This is a genomic window from Buttiauxella brennerae ATCC 51605, from assembly GCF_001654925.1.
GTDB lineage: Bacteria > Pseudomonadota > Gammaproteobacteria > Enterobacterales > Enterobacteriaceae > Buttiauxella > Buttiauxella brennerae.
Genome location: NZ_LXER01000017.1, coordinates 152,156 through 167,891, shown reverse-complemented (window position 1 = coordinate 167,891; position 15,736 = coordinate 152,156). Strand labels below are relative to the sequence as shown.

Sequence of the window (15,736 nt, the reverse complement as noted above, 5' to 3'; positions counted from 1 at the left end):
GATCAGGGTTAACGTCATTTGCTGATTTGCAGCCGTGTGAAAAGTGTTATTCTTAATGCATGTTGTCCCTCCATCGCGCATGACAGAAAGACCCTGTAAAAAATGGTGTTTTCTGGAGAGGGTGTCAATCGTTACAATGGCAAGCTAATGCCAGGACCTGGTTTGAGGAAGCAAGCAATGAGCACTATTGAAAAAATCCAACAACAGATTACTGAGAACCCAATTCTTCTTTATATGAAAGGTTCTCCTAAACTGCCTAGCTGTGGCTTCTCTGCCCAGGCTGTGCAGGCGCTGTCCGCTTGTGGTGAGCGTTTCGCGTACGTTGATATTTTACAGAACCCAGACATCCGTGCTGAGCTGCCAAAATATGCTAACTGGCCAACTTTCCCACAGCTGTGGGTTGATGGCGAACTGGTTGGTGGCTGCGACATTATTATTGAGATGTACCAGCGTGGTGAATTGCAGGCACTGATTAAAGAGTCAGCGGCTAAGCACAAATCTGAAGAGCCAGACGCAGAGTAATTTGTGACTGGAGTCAGACTCGGTAGAAATAAAAAAGCGACCTGTTAAGGTCGCTTTTTTTATGCTTCTGATTCTGGCTCAACCGGCAAGGGAAGAGGCCAGCCACCTAAGCGCTTCCAGCGGTTGACGATTTCACAAAACAGCTCGGCTGTTTGCTCAGTGTCATACAGCGCCGAGTGCGCCTGGCTGCTGTCAAACGGCATGCCTGCGGCAATACACGCTTTGGCGAGCACCGTCTGGCCTAATGCCAGCCCGCTCAATGCGGCGGTGTCAAAGGTGACAAACGGATGGAACGGGTTACGTTTTAACGAGGCTCGTTCTGCCGCCGCCATCATAAAGCTGTGATCGAATGTCGCATTATGGGCGACCATGATCGCGCGGTTACAACCGCTGTCTTTGATGCCTTTACGCACCATTTTAAAAATCGCATGCAGCGCATCATATTCACTGACGGCACCACGCAACGGGTTATGCGGGTCGATACCATTAAAAGCCAGCGCTTCAGGCTGAAGGATTGCGCCTTCAAAAGGTTCGACGTGGAAATGCAGCGTTTCATACGGCGATAACCAGCCGTCTTGATCCATCTTTAAAGTGATGGCTGCGACTTCGAGTAAAGCATCGGTTTTAGCGTTAAACCCGGCGGTTTCAACGTCAATCACTACCGGATAAAAACCGCGAAAGCGGTCGCACAGGCCATGCAGTTGCGTGTTGTCAGACATCAGGATCTCTTAATACGGGGAAAAAGCAGCGCGCATTATGGCAAATTTTAACAAGGGAAGCTAACGGGCGCAGAGAGCACCCGTATAACCGGATATTAATTACCCAGGCCTTTACCCGCATCTTTACTTTCGATCAGCTCAATTTTGTAGCCGTCTGGATCTTCAACGAATGCGATAACGGTAGAACCGCCTTTTACCGGACCCGCTTCACGAGTGACATTGCCACCATTTTTGCGAATACGCTCGCAGGCATCAGCTGCATCATCAACACTCAGTGCGATATGGCCGTAAGCATTGCCTAAATCGTAGCTATCTGTGCCCCAGTTGTAGGTCAGTTCGATCACCGCTTCTTCGGTTTCCGGGCCGTAGCCAACGAAGGCCAGAGAGTATTTGTACTCTGGGTTTTCACTGGTGCGCAGCAGGGTCATGCCCAGGACGTTGGTGTAAAAATTGATGGAGCGTTGCAGATCGCCGACACGCAGCATGGTATGAAGTAAGCGCATAAATTCCTCGAAGAATTAAAGGGTTAATTTCTAAAGGTGAGAGTAAGTATATACCCAAAATTATCCGGGTTGAAGAAGGTGGGCAGATACAGTCATTGTACCTGCCACCTGAAATCAGAAGGGTATAGATAGCGGCAGCGAAGACACGCCGCTATCTATTAATTATAAAGTCGGGTAATCGGTGTAACCTTCCGCGCCACCACCATAGAAGCTTTCCGGGCGTTGAGCGTTAAGCTCTGCATTGTGATGCAGGCGTTCAACCAGGTCCGGGTTCGCGATGTAGTCACGGCCAAAGGCTACTGCATCAATCAAACCTTTCTCGATTAACGCTTCGGCTTTCTCTGGGGTATAAGCACCCGCACCAATGATTGCGCCGTTGAAACGCTCACGCACTTTCTGGCGGAATTCTTCAGTGTATGGCTTGCCGCCAGCCCAGTCAGGCTCTGACATATGCAGATAAGCAATGCCGCGCTTGTTCAACTCTTCAATCAGATACAGTGCATCTGCTTCTTCGTCCGGACCGTTATCAACGTTCTGGAAAGAGCCGATTGGTGAGACACGAATACCAATGCGATCGGCACTCCATTCGTGGCTTACCGCATCAACCACTTCCAGCACCAGACGTGCACGGTTTTCGCGGCTGCCGCCGTATTCGTCGGTACGATGGTTAGATGTTGGCGAAAGGAACTGGTGCAGTAAATAACCGTGTGCTGAGTGCAGTTCGACCATATCAAAACCTGCATCACGGGCATTGCCTACAGCCTGGCGGAAATCGTTCACGATGCCTGGGATTTCATTGAGTTCAAGCGCACGCGGCATTGACGTATCAACACGAGTGGCGAGGCCATTCTCATCCCGCAATGAAGTACGTGTTCCGGCAGAAATTGCTGATGGCGCAACCGGTGCCTGTTGGCCCGGCTGAAGGCTGTTATGAGAGATACGACCGGTATGCCATAGCTGCACAGCAATGCGGCCATCTGCAGCGTGAACGCCTGCGGTGATTTTCTTCCACGCGGCAATTTGTTCATCGCTATGCAAGCCTGGCGCGCCTTCATAACCTTTGGCCTGTGCAGAGATCTGAGTCGCTTCACTAATGATAAGACCAGAACTTGCACGCTGGCGGTAGTATTCGCCCATTAATGGTGTCGGAATATCACCCGGCACGATGCTGCGCAGGCGAGTCAATGGCGCCATGAAAATGCGGTTTGGAGTCGTGATCGCACCGACTTTTAATGGAGTAAATAATTTATCTGCTGTCATAAAACGCCTCAAGTAGACCGGTCGTCTACTATTTGATTAAATAAAAAAACCTGTCAGGAGACAGGCTCCGCTAATAATTGAGTGACGTGAGCGAAGGCGCATTCCAGCGGTATCGCACTACGTGAAATCTTCGCCTGTAAACTTGCTCCCAGCCACAGGGCGTAAATCACTTCGGCCTGACTTTTTGCCGAGTCCGGTAACTGCAGACTTTTTTCGGCATTTCCTTTCTCCAGCGCATCGGCAAGCTGGGAAACGATTTGTGCTGAACCTTTATTCAATGCCGTCCGCATATCTTCTGAAAGGTCACATACTTCAGCTGAAAGCTTAACGGTCAGGCAGTTTATCAGGCTGCTGTGTTGGGAAAACCAGGTGACGGTTTCCTGATACCAGGCCAGTAATTTTTCACGGTAAGTCCCGCAGCCCTGCGAGAAATGCTGCTGGAGCCGCAGGTTATACGCGGTGTAATACCGTTCCAGCATCGCCACACCGAACGCTTCTTTGGAGCGAAAGTAGTGGTAGAAAGAACCTTTCGGCACTTCAGCGGTACTCAATAGTTCGCTTAACCCCATGCCAGTAAACCCGCGTTGCAGGCAAAGCTGCTCACCGGTAGCAAGGAGATGTTCACGAGTGTCATGGTCTGGATTTCTGTTCATGGGGAAGACTCTAATAGACCAGTCGGTCTAATGCAAGTGTCCAGCGGCAGAATTTTTACGATGTTTTTGTGGCTACGGAATAGCGAGGCGTAGTCTTTATAAAATACAGAAGCCACCAGAATAATGATTAGCAGACCCGCCAGTACGCCAACGGTGCGAGACAGCAGAGTGTACCACCAACGCGAAGGTTTGATTTTAATCGTGGCCAAAAACACTGCGGATACAATACCGGCGAGCCCAGTCCACGTCAGTAATTGTGGTGTAACCAAAGTCACGACGTTGGTCATCATGTTTTTGTCGATAACTGCGCCACAGGTGTACATAAAATAGTTACAGACCGCGCAGCCAATCACCAAAATCACCAGTAAGGGTTTACGCAACCACGGCAGGTTAATCAGGCTGAAAATAGCCAGCCACGCGCTAAATAATACGACCGGCACGGATAGCGCGAAAAACCAACTGTGAAGGGAGTCCGGGGCAATAATTTCCCAGGTGCGTTTAATAAACAGGCTATTGATTAAAGTGAAGAAAAAAGCACAACAAAGATTAAATTTAGAATCGTTACATTGTAACTTTTTAAGGGTTTCCATAACAGCCATTGTAATCATAAAGAATGCAGACAGATTAAAGAAAGAAGATTAGGCGAACCTTAATTTCAAACATGCGCTCTTATTATGGCTATCGGGAGAAGTGTTAAGAATATTTACCGTACCGCTTGCAACATTTTATATGTCGGGCTTCAATTGAAATAACGTTGCGAAAGAGGTGCGAGGGTGTCTGAACAGTTAGAGTTTTTCCCGATACAAAGCCCGTGCCGTGGGATCTGCCAGTCAGATGAACGCGGTTTTTGCCGTGGTTGTATGCGCAGTCGCGATGAGCGTTTTCAGTGGCAGCAACTGACCGATGGGCAAAAACAAGACGTGCTAAGGTTATGTCGCCAGAGATTGATGCGCAAATTACGCGCAAACAAGCCTGATTCCCCTGAAGAACCGCAACAACCTTCACTTTTTTAATTCCCTGATGCCATTATACTCAGTCCCAGAATTCGTTTAATACTGAGGACAGGCTTTATGGTACAGCGCATTACGATTTCCCCGCAGGGACCTGAGTTTTCACGCCTGGTCATGGGATATTGGCGTTTGATGGAGTGGAACATGCCCGCTCGTCAACTGGCCAGCTTTATTGAAGAGCATGTCGACCTGGGGATTACCACCGCCGATCACGCCGATATTTATGGTGGTTATCAGTGCGAAGCAGCATTTGGCGAAGCGATGCGCCTGGCGCCACACCTGCGTCAGAAAATGGAAATTGTGACCAAGTGTGGTATTGCCACCACTGCAAATCCGGAGCACGCACTAGGTCATTACATTACCGATAAATCACACATCATCAGCCAGACAGAAAAATCGCTCCAGAACCTGGCAACTGATTATCTCGATCTGCTGCTGATTCACCGCCCTGATCCTTTGATGGATGCTGACGAAGTTGCAGAAGCGTTCACCTCGCTGCATCAGAGCGGCAAAGTGCGCCACTTTGGTGTGTCGAACTTCACCCCTGCCCAGTTTGCCTTGCTGCAATCTCGCCTGCCGTTCACGCTGGCGACCAACCAGGTCGAAATCTCTCCGGTTCATCAGCCAACCATTCTTGATGGTACGCTGGATCAATGCCAGCAGTTGCGCATTCATCCAATGGCGTGGTCATGCTTGGGTGGCGGCAGCTTGTTTAATGACGAAGCGTTCCAGCCACTGCGCGATGAGCTGCAAGCTGTGGCGAATGAAATCGGTGCAGAGACTATCGAGCAGGTTGTGTATGCGTGGGTGATGCGTTTGCCGTCTAAACCTTTGCCAATTATTGGCTCCGGTAAAATCGAACGTGTGCGTTCCGCAATTCACTCTCTGAGCCTCGATATGAGCCGCCAACAGTGGTTCCGTATTCGTAAAGCTGCATTGGGTTACGACGTGCCGTAAGCCACAAAAACAGTTATCTCCCGGAGGATTTGACCTGGCTGGCCTATGCTTAACAGGTTAAAAGTGAATCCGGGAGGTAATATGAAGCGAATCAGTCTGGCTTTTCTTACGCTATTTAGCTGCGCTGCTGTTCAGGCTGCCAGCACCGAAGTCCAAATGAATCTCGTCACGCCAAAGGGCGTCGGCCACTCTCTGGGTACCGTCAAAATCACCGAAACCGATAAAGGTCTGGTCTTTGCACCCGATCTGCGCACACTTCCGCCTGGCGAACATGGTTTTCATGTTCATGCCAAAGGCAGTTGTGAACCTGGATTAAAAGAGGGGAAACCTTCAGCTGCTGAAGCGGCTGGCGGGCACCTTGATCCTGATAAAACAGGCAAACACATGGGGCCGATGGGCGTCGGCCATTTGGGTGATTTACCCGTGCTGGTGGTCGATAACGACGGCAGTGCCACCGAACCCGTTACCGCACCGCGCCTGAAAACACTTGCTGAAGTAAAAGGCAAAGCACTGATGGTGCATGTTGATGGCGATAATATGTCCGATCAACCGAAACCACTTGGTGGTGGCGGAGCACGGTACGCTTGCGGTGTGATCCAATAAACTCAGTGGCTGCCTGCCAACGTTCCGGCAGGTGGCGCTTGTTCCAGTTGTGAAAGCGAACAATAAAGCCGCCAGATAATTCCTGCCAGCTCACGAGCTGCCGGGTTGTGATGATGCGCGAGCGTTTCTGACATCCGTTGCAATTCCTCTAATGTCGTCGCTAAAGAACGTTGCTGAACACCACGTTCACTCATCACATCCCTCAGAGTATGAATACAGACATCACGCACTTGCGAAAGCGGGTCTGAACGTGTTTCCCAGCCGCGTAATTGCCACACCACATGCGAGCAGTTGAGCAACACCACGCCCCAGCGCAGTAGCCAGCGGCGCGCAACGTCATCTTTGCTGTTACTCAATTGACTGATGTGGTGATAAACCAGAGATTCGAACTGGTTTTCAGAATGCTGCGGTTTACGGCTTAACTGATCGACGAAACCACGCCGTAAGGCACGAATATGGCGACGACTTTTGCGCTTGTCGGACCCCGGACGCAGCACAGAAAATGCCACCCAGGAAAGCCCGACACCAAGGACTTTTGCCAGGTTGTCATTGAGGAAGTCAGCAAGGTCATAAACGGGTGGGTTGGTGACGGCGATGAACGAGCCCATGAAAACAATCAGTTGCCCCCAAAGCCCGGCAAGTTTGGGTTGTTGCAATTTCAGCAGTTGCATCGTCGCCAACAGTGGCAGCAAGAAAATCAGAAATTGCCACAGATCGGTAATTTGAACCATCAGGCCAAATTTAACCAGGAAGCTAAACAGCGACAGCCACAGCAAAGTGCGCATCAATAGCGTGAGCGAATTGAGCGGTGAAGCAACTGACGAATAGAGTACACAACTAATGGCCGCCAGCGATAAAGCGCCACTTCCGGCATCCCACTGGGTGCTGATACACCATGCACCTGTCACGGTTATCACGCAGAAGGTGCGCAGTGCGCTCCAGAGCGCTTCGGTATTATCCGTATGGCGCGCAAGCGGTGGTGTTTTGGGCGGTGTAAGTTCTGACACTGGCGTGGCATTTTCTAACTCGCGTAACCAGCGGCTGCTGTTGAGATACAGCCAGCAAAAGTAGCGCAAGCGAAGCCAGAATGCGCGATGGCGGTAATCGTCATCTGGGCCCGGAGCAATTTGTTGTAACAGGCGGGCGACGGTGTATTTGTGGGTGCCTTCACGCGCCAGTTCGTTAATGACAGCTTCCAGAACAGTCCATAAATTTTCAGGAGGATTTGGCCAGTTCATTAGCATTCGGCGCAAACCGGAGATGACACTGGTCATGCGTAGCTGTTGATGAATCAGATAATTGAGCAGGTTGTTCTGGCGGCGAAAATGATAATGACTCCAGAAAGCCTGGATTCTTAACAGATTCATGGTCAGGATCTGGCCGATAACACCTTCATGCGCGGTACGAATCGCGTCAGTGGTTTCGGGTTTCCACAGCATGGCGGCATGTTCTAATAACCGTGCGTGCATGTTGCGCAGTGCGGTCAGCAAAGTGGTGCCGTCAGATGTGCTGGGCAGCACCATCATCATAAAACCGCCACACAAAATCCCGACGATCACCTCACATACCCGTGCCTGGGTGATATCCCATAACTGTGTGGTTTCAACGGTATTAACCATTGGGAAGGCAATGATTGCGGCGGTGTAGCCCGCAAGCATAAAAGCATACGCGACGTTATTCTGGAAATGGCTGGAACTCCAGGTGCAAAGCGCAAGCCAGGAGGCCATGGCAATGGTAAATAGCCAGGGGTCGTTAAGTGTATTGCCCGCAATAATAAGCGACGCCATTGCACCTATAAGGCTTCCGATCACACGCCCGAGGCTTTTACTGACCACGCCGCCAACGGTTGGGAAGCTGACCACCGCCGCCGATGTCATCGCCCAGTAGGGCTCATCTAAGTTCAGATAATAGGCGATGGTTAATGCGAGGCACATCGCAATAGCGTTGCGCAGGGCATAGCGCCATTGCCCGGCGTTGGTTTTGCCCCAGGGTGTGTTTTTCCATGCCAATGACGAAAGTTTCATCGCTGGATTCAGTGTTTAATTGAAACAGTGCAGGTGGTACCAGACACCAGCGTCACACCTTGCGGAATTTGGTTTAGCCGAATCCGCACCGGCACGCGTTGGGCAAGGCGCACCCAGGGCACATTGGGTTTGATATCCGGGACTAAATTGCTGTCACTTTCAACGCTTTGGTCGTAAATGGCGCGGCCAATGCTTTGCACTTTGCCTGATAACGGCACATGCCCGCTATAAAGAACAATTTCAGCGAGATCACCCGGTTGGATATGGCGCAGCTTCGTCTCTTCAAAATACCCGACGACATAAAAGGAGTTGCTGTCGACCAGGGCAAATACAGGCTGGCCGGAAGTCGCGTAATTCCCCGTACGCGTAGACAGATTGGTCACCCAGCCATCAACAGGCGCGGCAACAGTCGTTTGTGAAATCTGCCATTTCGCCTGTTCAACGGTGGCTTCAGCAGCTTTTACCGCAGCTTGCGCGGCTTTGACATTAATATTTGCCGTGTCCATGTCTTCGGCAGAAATGTAGTTGCGTGGCAAATTCTTGCGGCGATTTGCCTCATTGCTGGCTTTTGACAGTTCGGACTGAGACTGAGCGAGTTGCGCCTCGGCATTAAGCTGCGCGATGTGATAAGGCGTAGCATCAATAGTGAACAGAACCGTTCCGGCCTTAACGAACTGGTTATCCTCAATATTCAGTTGAGTTATCGTTCCGGACACCTGCGGTGTGATGCTGACTTGCTCAGCACGAACTTTCCCGTCTCGCGTCCAGGGTGATTGCATGTAATAATTCCATAACAGCCAGCCAACAATTACGGCTGCCGCGAAAATCACCAGCGTGGAAAAGTACTTAATTGTTTTCATATTCATGCTTTACCACACCACCAGAATCACAAGCGCTGCACTCACTGACAGCGAGAATAATGACAAATCCATTAATGTTGGATGCCAGATTTCGCCGGAATACATCCAGTCACGCAGCAGATGATGCAGTATGAGCCAGATAAAAAAGCCGACGATAACCGCTTTAAAAAGAGGAGGGAAGTAGATAGAAGCACCAAACACCAGGTCCTGAAGAGGTAGGCCTGATGTTATAAAATGAAAGCTCACGTCAGATAATCCTTTAAAATACCGGGGATGACTGCCGTTTCCCCTGACTTAGATGTAAACTAAAAGTATAGCTGTTTGCATAACATCAGCAAAAATAAGGATTTTGTTTTTTCAATTAAAGCCTGCACAATAGTTTAAAATCAGTATAATAAGTTAGCAAGCTAATTATAAGGAGATGAAATTGGAATCGCCATTAGGATCAGATCTGGCAAGGTTAGTGCGCATTTGGCGTGCTCTGATTGACCATCGCCTAAAACCTCTGGAGTTGACACAGACTCACTGGGTAACGCTGCATAATATTCACCAGCTACCACCCGAGCAGTCACAGATTCAGTTGGCCAAAGCGATTGGCATTGAGCAGCCATCGTTAGTCAGAACGCTTGATCAACTTGAAGAGAAAGGGCTTATTTCTCGTCAAACTTGTGCAAACGATCGCCGTGCGAAACGCATTAAACTCACTGAGCGCGCTGAACCCATCATCGATGAGATGGAAACGGTTATCAAGAAAACGCGCACAGAGATTTTATCTGGCATCAGCAACGAAGAACAAACGCTGTTGATCGACCTGATAAGCCGCCTGGAACATAATATTATTGATTTGCAATCGAAAGATTGATTTCAGTGTAAGCCTCACCTTTCGGCGAGGCTTTCTGTTTTATGGGGAAGGGCAAAACAGATTTAAGTGCAGTGGCCTGTTAACAAGCTACTACAGCTGATTAATTTGGCGATACGGTAGTCTGGCTGCCGTTGCTTGCGATTCGCACACGTTGGCCCGCAGAGAACTTAGTCTCACCTTGTTTCTGAACGACCAGAATTGTGTTGCCATCGTCCTTACGGATTTCCAGTTCCACACCCTGAGTTTTGTTCATCGCACCCTGAACGCTCTGACCGGCAACACCACCCGCTACTGCGCCCGCAGCCGTTGCCAGTGAACGGCCAGTACCACCGCCGACAGTATTACCCAGGAAACCACCCAGTACTGCACCACCAATCGCACCCATTACATTTGAGTCATTACCTGCCTGAATCTGGACCGGGCGAGTGGAGACTAATGTACCGTAGGTGACGCTTTGTACTTGTTTGGCATCAGAAGCACTATACACATCGCCTGAAAGTGTACTGGTGTTAGCACAACCAGCCAGAGTTAACCCAACTAACGAGACTACCAGTACGCGTGACATCATTTTGTGACTCTCCTGAATATGTGAAACGCTCAACCTGAGCATCCTTCATGACTAAATTATATGGTATTTAGGTTCTGAATTTAAGATTAGTTCAGACGCATTATGGCATTGATACTAAAAAAGGCACTTATAACGGTAATTAAACCATTCGTATATTTAACGCTACAGCGTCTCTAATATCGCTATAAGGAATTTTGTTGTTAAAAATTATTAATTAACCATCGTATTGAGTGTTATTTTATGGTGGACTAACCCCCAAAATTTGGCGCGTTTAAAGGAGTAACAGATGAAATCAGGGCGTTATATCGGCGTGATGTCAGGTACCAGTCTGGACGGGATTGATGTCGTTCTGGCAGCGATTGATGAACATCTTGTTGCACAGCAGGCCAGTTACAGCCATCCCATTCCTTTAGACATCAAGAAAGATATCCTGGCTATCTGTCAGGGTCAGCAATTAACGCTTTCTCAGTTGGGCCAACTGGATAATCGTTTGGGCAAGTTATTTGCTGATGCAGTTCAGACTCTGATGACCAACCAGGGACTGACCTATACCGATATCACCGCGATTGGTTGCCATGGGCAAACTGTCTGGCATGAGCCACAAGGTGAGACGGCGCATACCATGCAAATTGGCGATAACAATCAAATCGTTGCGCGGACCGGTGTGACAGTCGTTGGCGATTTTCGCCGCCGTGATATGGCGCTTGGCGGGCAAGGTGCGCCACTGGTGCCGGCATTCCATCATGCTTTACTGGCACACCCTACGGAGCACCGCATGGTGCTGAATATCGGCGGTATCGCTAACCTTTCGTTGCTCATTCCGGAACAACCGGTGCGCGGGTTTGATACCGGGCCGGGAAATATGCTGATTGATGCGTGGATCTGGCGCCAGCGCGGCAAAGCCTATGATAAAGACGCCGAATGGGGGAGTAGCGGCAAGGTCATTATTCCTCTGTTGCAGCAAATGTTGAGTGATCCCTATTTTGCGTTACCTGCGCCAAAAAGCACCGGGCGTGAGTATTTCAACTATGGCTGGCTTGAGCGGCAACTGGCGGCATTCCCAGGACTTGCTGGTGAAGATGTTCAGGCTACCCTGACGGAGCTGACTGCGGTCACTATTTCTGAGCAAGTATTGCTCAGTGGTGGCTGTGAGCGCCTGATGGTGTGCGGTGGCGGTGGGCGTAACCCGTTACTGATGGCGCGTTTAGGCGCGCTGTTGCCAGGTATCGAAGTGACGACAACCGATGAAGCAGGAATTAGCGGCGATGATATGGAAGCGCTGGCCTTCGCCTGGCTGGCTTACCGTACTATGTCGGGTTTACCCGGTAACTTGCCGTCGGTAACCGGTGCTTCTGCCGCCAGCGTGATTGGCGCTATTTTCCCTGCCAATCCGCTGCATAGACTCTAAATTATTCGAGTTGCTTCGTTGAGCGTAGCCTGCAACGAGGCAACTTGAACGATAACGGGCATAAATCAGAGTTAACTGAAATTCAGTACCGCACTAAATCTCTAAACTGAAGGCAATGGGGGAGGCTATTATCTCCCGCTATAAAAAAAAGAACTTCAGGACATGCAGATGAAAAAACTACTTATTGCCGCCATTCCCCTTATGCTTTCAGGATGTAGCTACTACAACACCTTTGTTGAGAAGATGCAGACAGACACTCTGCAATATCAGTGTGATGAAAAACCACTCACTGTTAAATTGAATAACCAAAAGCAGATGGTGAACTTTGTGTATGACAACGAGTATTTGTCACTGACTCAAGGTTTGTCCGCATCAGGCACGCGCTATACCGATGGTGTTTACGTGTTCTGGTCGAAAGGCGATACCGCCACGGTGTATCGTAAAGACACCGTCGTGCTGGATAACTGCCAGCTACAAAATCCTAAGCGTTGATACTCTTCATACTTCAAATCGCAGGAGCGTTGGCTGCAACTTGAATTATTTTGAGTAGAGATTTTTGAGGGTGGAGCGCACAATAGCTCCACCTGTGGATAGCCTGATGTAACGCCATGTCTGATAACGACTCTTTGCAACAAATCGCACATCTGCGCCGCGAATACACCAAAGGTGGTTTGCGCCGCACAGATCTTACCGAACAACCTTTGCCATTGTTTGAGCGCTGGCTTGCTCAGGCGTGTGAGGCAAAACTTGCTGACCCAACCGCCATGGTTGTGGCGACGGTTGATGAAAACGGCCAGCCATATCAGCGCATTGTCCTGCTTAAACACTTCGATGAGCGCGGCCTGGTGTTTTATACCAATCTCGGTTCACGCAAAGCCCATCATCTGGAAAATAATCCGCGTATCAGCCTGCATTTCCCGTGGCACATGCTTGACCGCCAGGTGATGGTGCAAGGTACAGCAGAACGTTTATCGACTATCGAAGTGGTGAAATACTTCCATAGCCGCCCGCGTGACAGCCAGATTGGTGCCTGGGTTTCAAAACAGTCCAGCCGAATTTCTGCGCGTGGCATTCTGGAAAGTAAATTCTTAGAGCTGAAACAGAAATTCCAGCAAGGCGACATTCCACTGCCGAGCTTCTGGGGCGGTTATCGCGTAACAATTGATCAAATGGAATTTTGGCAGGGTGGCGAACACCGTCTGCACGACCGTTTTTTATACCAGCGTGAAGGTGATGCCTGGAAAATAGACCGTCTTGCCCCATAACAGACGGAATTTGTTGTTTTAAGCGCTGGTACTCCTGCTATTGGCGCTTTATTCTATACCCGTCATATTTCAAGTTGCATGTGTGTTGGCTTTCCTCGTTCACCGCGGTCACTTACTCACGTAAGCTCCCGGGGATTCATTGCGTCGTCGCCGTCCCGCAACTCGAATTATTTAGGGTATGTATCCCCTAAGAAATTAACTTCTTTCGCCACCAGGCGAAAAGCCGTGTACCGGTAAAGGTGCAGTCGTATATAGATGGAGAATTTGATGGCAGGCATCAATTTGATAAAACAATTGCAAGAGCGGGGCTTAGTCGCCCAGGTAACGGATGAAGAAGCGTTAGCACAGCGACTGGCGCAAGGGCCAATTGCTCTGTATTGCGGCTTTGATCCTACCGCTGACAGCTTGCATTTGGGCCATCTGGTTCCACTGCTGTGCCTGAAACGCTTCCAGGAAGCGGGTCACAAACCTGTCGCGCTGGTAGGTGGTGCAACAGGTCTGATTGGCGATCCAAGTTTTAAAGCGGTTGAGCGTAAACTCAACACCGAAGATACCGTGCAAGAGTGGGTGGAAAAAATCCGCCGCCAGGTTGCACCGTTCCTCGATTTCAAATGCGGTGAAAACTCAGCCGTGGCTGCCAATAACTACGACTGGTTTGGCGGCATGAGCGTGCTGACCTTCCTGCGTGATATCGGTAAGCACTTCTCTGTTAACCAGATGATTAACAAAGAAGCCGTGAAGCAGCGTCTGAACCGTGACGACGTGGGTATCTCTTTCACCGAGTTTTCTTACAACCTGTTGCAGGGTTATGACTTCGCATGTCTGAACAAACTGCATGGCGTGGTGCTGCAAATTGGTGGTTCTGATCAGTGGGGTAACATCACCTCCGGTATCGACTTAACTCGCCGTCTGCACCAGCAGCAGGCGTTCGGTCTGACTGTTCCTCTTATCACCAAATCTGACGGCACCAAATTCGGTAAAACCGAAGGTGGCGCAGTGTGGCTTGATCCGAAGAAAACCAGCCCGTACAAGTTCTACCAGTTCTGGATCAACACCGCTGACTCTGATGTGTATCGCTTCCTGAAATTCTTCACATTCATGAGCCTCGAAGAAATCGACGCGCTGGAAGAAGAAGATAAAAATAGCGGCACTGCACCACGTGCACAATACGTACTGGCAGAGCAGGTGACTCGCCTGGTTCACGGCGAAGAAGGTCTTGAAGCGGCTAAACGTATTACCGCCAGCCTGTTTAACGGCAACCTGAGCGATTTGACTGAAGCCGACCTTGAGCAACTGGCTCAGGATGGCGTACCGATGGTTGAGATGGAACGCGGCGCTGATTTACAACAGGCACTCGTGGACTCCGAACTGCAACCATCACGTGGCCAGGCGCGCAAAACCATTGCGCAGAATGCGATTACCATCAACGGTGAGAAGCAGGCTGACCCGGAATATACTTTTGTGGATAGCGATATTCTGTTCAATCGCTACACCTTGCTGCGCCGGGGTAAGAAAAATTACTGCCTCGTTTGCTGGAAGTAATTAAGAAAGACCAGAAGGGCGTGGGAAACCACGCCCTTTATTTTTGCATGATGTGTACACACAACCTCAACCGATACTGTTCCATCCGAGTAGAGAAATGAAAAACATTCTTGCCATCCAGTCCCATGTGGTTTTCGGTCACGCAGGCAATAGTGCCGCCGAATTCCCGATGCGCCGTCTGGGCGCCAACGTATGGTCGTTGAACACAGTGCAGTTCTCCAACCACACTCAATACGGAAAATGGACAGGCAGCGTTATGCCTGCCAGCCATCTCAGCGAGATTGTGCAAGGCATTGCCGATATTGATCAGCTTAAGCGTTGTGACGCAGTGCTGAGCGGTTACCTTGGCTCTGCTGAGCAGGGTGAGCATATTCTTTCTATTGTTCGCAAAGTGAAAGAAGCCAATCCGCAGGCAAAATTCTTCTGTGACCCGGTCATGGGGCACCCTGAAAAGGGTTGTATCGTTGCGCCGGGTGTTGCTGAGTTCCATACGCGTTACGCGATGCCTGCCAGTGATATTATTGCGCCTAACCTGATTGAGCTTGAAATTCTCAGTGGTCATGCGGTTAACACGGTGGATGAGGCAGTCACGACTGCCCGTGAGTTAATCGCTCAAGGCCCACAAATCGTGCTGGTGAAACACCTGGCGCGTGCGGCTTATCAGCAGGATCGTTTTGAAATGCTACTGGTCACGGCAGATGAAGCCTGGCATATCCACCGCCCGTTAGTGGACTTTGGCGATCGCCAACCAGTTGGCGTGGGTGATGTCACAAGTGGTTTGCTGCTGGTGAAATTGTTGCAGGGTGCATCACTTCGTGAAGCCCTGGAGCATGTTACCGCTGCGGTGTACGACATTATGGTCGTGACGAAAAAAATGGAAGAGTACGAACTGCAACTGGTTGCGGCGCAAGAAGGCATTGCGAAACCAGAGCACTATTTCACCGCGGTGAAACTGTAAAATACAAACGCCCTCAGCAGAG

The 15,736-nt window shown here is 50.0% G+C and carries 19 protein-coding genes; 10 read left to right on the top strand and 9 right to left on the bottom strand.

Annotation, left to right across the window (positions count from 1 at the left end):
- Nucleotides 1–177: 177 nt before the first annotated feature.
- Nucleotides 178–522 carry a Grx4 family monothiol glutaredoxin gene (locus M975_RS08905; RefSeq protein ID WP_064511765.1) on the top strand — a complete coding sequence of 115 codons (345 nt, stop codon included), beginning with the start codon at nucleotides 178–180 and terminating at the stop codon, nucleotides 520–522.
- A gap of 59 nt (nucleotides 523–581) precedes the next feature.
- On the opposite strand, the gene rnt is transcribed toward M975_RS08905, so the two are convergent.
- From rnt to M975_RS08880, 5 genes are all read right to left on the bottom strand, one after another.
- Entirely contained in the window at nucleotides 582–1,241 is a 660-nt protein-coding gene (rnt, locus tag M975_RS08900) for a ribonuclease T (protein WP_064558865.1), read from the bottom strand.
- 95 nt (nucleotides 1,242–1,336) lie between these two features.
- Nucleotides 1,337–1,744: a lactoylglutathione lyase gene (gene gloA, locus M975_RS08895; RefSeq protein WP_064558864.1), complete on the bottom strand. Its 408-nt coding sequence runs from the start codon at nucleotides 1,742–1,744 to the stop codon at nucleotides 1,337–1,339.
- Between the two features lie 162 nt (nucleotides 1,745–1,906).
- The gene (nemA, locus tag M975_RS08890) at nucleotides 1,907–3,004 is read right to left on the bottom strand and encodes an alkene reductase (protein ID WP_064558863.1); all 1,098 of its coding nucleotides are present in this window, start codon (nucleotides 3,002–3,004) and stop codon (nucleotides 1,907–1,909) included.
- 53 nt (nucleotides 3,005–3,057) lie between these two features.
- Nucleotides 3,058–3,657, bottom strand: coding sequence for a TetR/AcrR family transcriptional regulator (locus M975_RS08885; RefSeq protein WP_064558862.1), 600 nt, complete (start codon nucleotides 3,655–3,657; stop codon nucleotides 3,058–3,060).
- Nucleotides 3,654–4,265 (bottom strand): phosphoethanolamine transferase domain-containing protein, encoded by a 612-nt coding sequence (locus tag M975_RS08880; RefSeq protein WP_064558861.1) that lies wholly within the window; start codon nucleotides 4,263–4,265, stop codon nucleotides 3,654–3,656. The genes M975_RS08885 and M975_RS08880 overlap by 4 nt, the downstream gene beginning before the upstream one ends.
- A 165-nt stretch (nucleotides 4,266–4,430) precedes the next feature.
- Between M975_RS08880 and M975_RS08875 the strand changes: the two genes are divergently transcribed.
- From M975_RS08875 to sodC, 3 genes are all read left to right on the top strand, one after another.
- Nucleotides 4,431–4,670 (top strand): DUF1289 domain-containing protein, encoded by a 240-nt coding sequence (locus M975_RS08875; protein ID WP_064558860.1) that lies wholly within the window; start codon nucleotides 4,431–4,433, stop codon nucleotides 4,668–4,670.
- A 57-nt stretch (nucleotides 4,671–4,727) separates the two neighbouring features.
- On the top strand, nucleotides 4,728–5,624 hold the full coding sequence (locus M975_RS08870) for an aldo/keto reductase (protein WP_064558859.1): 897 nt from the start codon (nucleotides 4,728–4,730) through the stop codon (nucleotides 5,622–5,624).
- A gap of 81 nt (nucleotides 5,625–5,705) precedes the next feature.
- Nucleotides 5,706–6,227: a superoxide dismutase [Cu-Zn] SodC gene (gene sodC / locus M975_RS08865; RefSeq protein ID WP_064558858.1), complete on the top strand. Its 522-nt coding sequence runs from the start codon at nucleotides 5,706–5,708 to the stop codon at nucleotides 6,225–6,227.
- Nucleotides 6,228–6,229: 2 nt separating this feature from the next.
- Here sodC and M975_RS08860 read toward each other — a convergent pair whose 3' ends face one another.
- The 3 genes from M975_RS08860 to M975_RS08850 are packed head-to-tail and all read right to left on the bottom strand — an operon-like array spanning nucleotide 6,230 to nucleotide 9,357.
- Entirely contained in the window at nucleotides 6,230–8,251 is a 2,022-nt protein-coding gene (locus M975_RS08860; RefSeq protein ID WP_064558857.1) for an FUSC family protein, read from the bottom strand.
- 8 nt (nucleotides 8,252–8,259) lie between these two features.
- Nucleotides 8,260–9,117, bottom strand: a complete 858-nt coding sequence (locus M975_RS08855) for an efflux RND transporter periplasmic adaptor subunit (protein WP_064558856.1) — start codon at nucleotides 9,115–9,117, stop codon at nucleotides 8,260–8,262.
- Between the two features lie 3 nt (nucleotides 9,118–9,120).
- The gene (locus M975_RS08850) at nucleotides 9,121–9,357 is read right to left on the bottom strand and encodes a DUF1656 domain-containing protein (RefSeq protein WP_064558855.1); all 237 of its coding nucleotides are present in this window, start codon (nucleotides 9,355–9,357) and stop codon (nucleotides 9,121–9,123) included.
- A gap of 175 nt (nucleotides 9,358–9,532) precedes the next feature.
- Here M975_RS08850 and slyA point away from each other — a divergent pair, with 175 nt between their 5' ends.
- Nucleotides 9,533–9,973, top strand: coding sequence for a transcriptional regulator SlyA (gene slyA / locus M975_RS08845; RefSeq protein ID WP_064558854.1), 441 nt, complete (start codon nucleotides 9,533–9,535; stop codon nucleotides 9,971–9,973).
- Between the two features lie 100 nt (nucleotides 9,974–10,073).
- Here slyA and slyB read toward each other — a convergent pair whose 3' ends face one another.
- Entirely contained in the window at nucleotides 10,074–10,541 is a 468-nt protein-coding gene (gene slyB / locus M975_RS08840) for an outer membrane lipoprotein SlyB (RefSeq protein WP_064558853.1), read from the bottom strand.
- 286 nt (nucleotides 10,542–10,827) lie between these two features.
- On the opposite strand from slyB, the gene anmK reads away from it, so the two are divergent.
- The 5 genes from anmK (at nucleotide 10,828) to pdxY (ending at nucleotide 15,714) form a co-directional block, all read left to right on the top strand.
- Nucleotides 10,828–11,949, top strand: a complete 1,122-nt coding sequence (anmK, locus tag M975_RS08835; protein ID WP_064558852.1) for an anhydro-N-acetylmuramic acid kinase — start codon at nucleotides 10,828–10,830, stop codon at nucleotides 11,947–11,949.
- A 168-nt stretch (nucleotides 11,950–12,117) separates the two neighbouring features.
- A complete protein-coding gene (gene mliC, locus M975_RS08830; RefSeq protein WP_064558851.1) occupies nucleotides 12,118–12,441 on the top strand; it encodes a C-type lysozyme inhibitor in 324 nt (107 codons plus the stop codon).
- Nucleotides 12,442–12,557: 116 nt separating this feature from the next.
- Nucleotides 12,558–13,214: a pyridoxamine 5'-phosphate oxidase gene (gene pdxH, locus M975_RS08825; RefSeq protein ID WP_064558850.1), complete on the top strand. Its 657-nt coding sequence runs from the start codon at nucleotides 12,558–12,560 to the stop codon at nucleotides 13,212–13,214.
- 267 nt (nucleotides 13,215–13,481) lie between these two features.
- On the top strand, nucleotides 13,482–14,756 hold the full coding sequence (gene tyrS / locus M975_RS08820) for a tyrosine--tRNA ligase (RefSeq protein WP_064558849.1): 1,275 nt from the start codon (nucleotides 13,482–13,484) through the stop codon (nucleotides 14,754–14,756).
- Nucleotides 14,757–14,853: 97 nt separating this feature from the next.
- Nucleotides 14,854–15,714, top strand: coding sequence for a pyridoxal kinase PdxY (pdxY, locus tag M975_RS08815; protein ID WP_064558848.1), 861 nt, complete (start codon nucleotides 14,854–14,856; stop codon nucleotides 15,712–15,714).
- The last annotated feature ends 22 nt before the right edge of the window (nucleotides 15,715–15,736 follow it).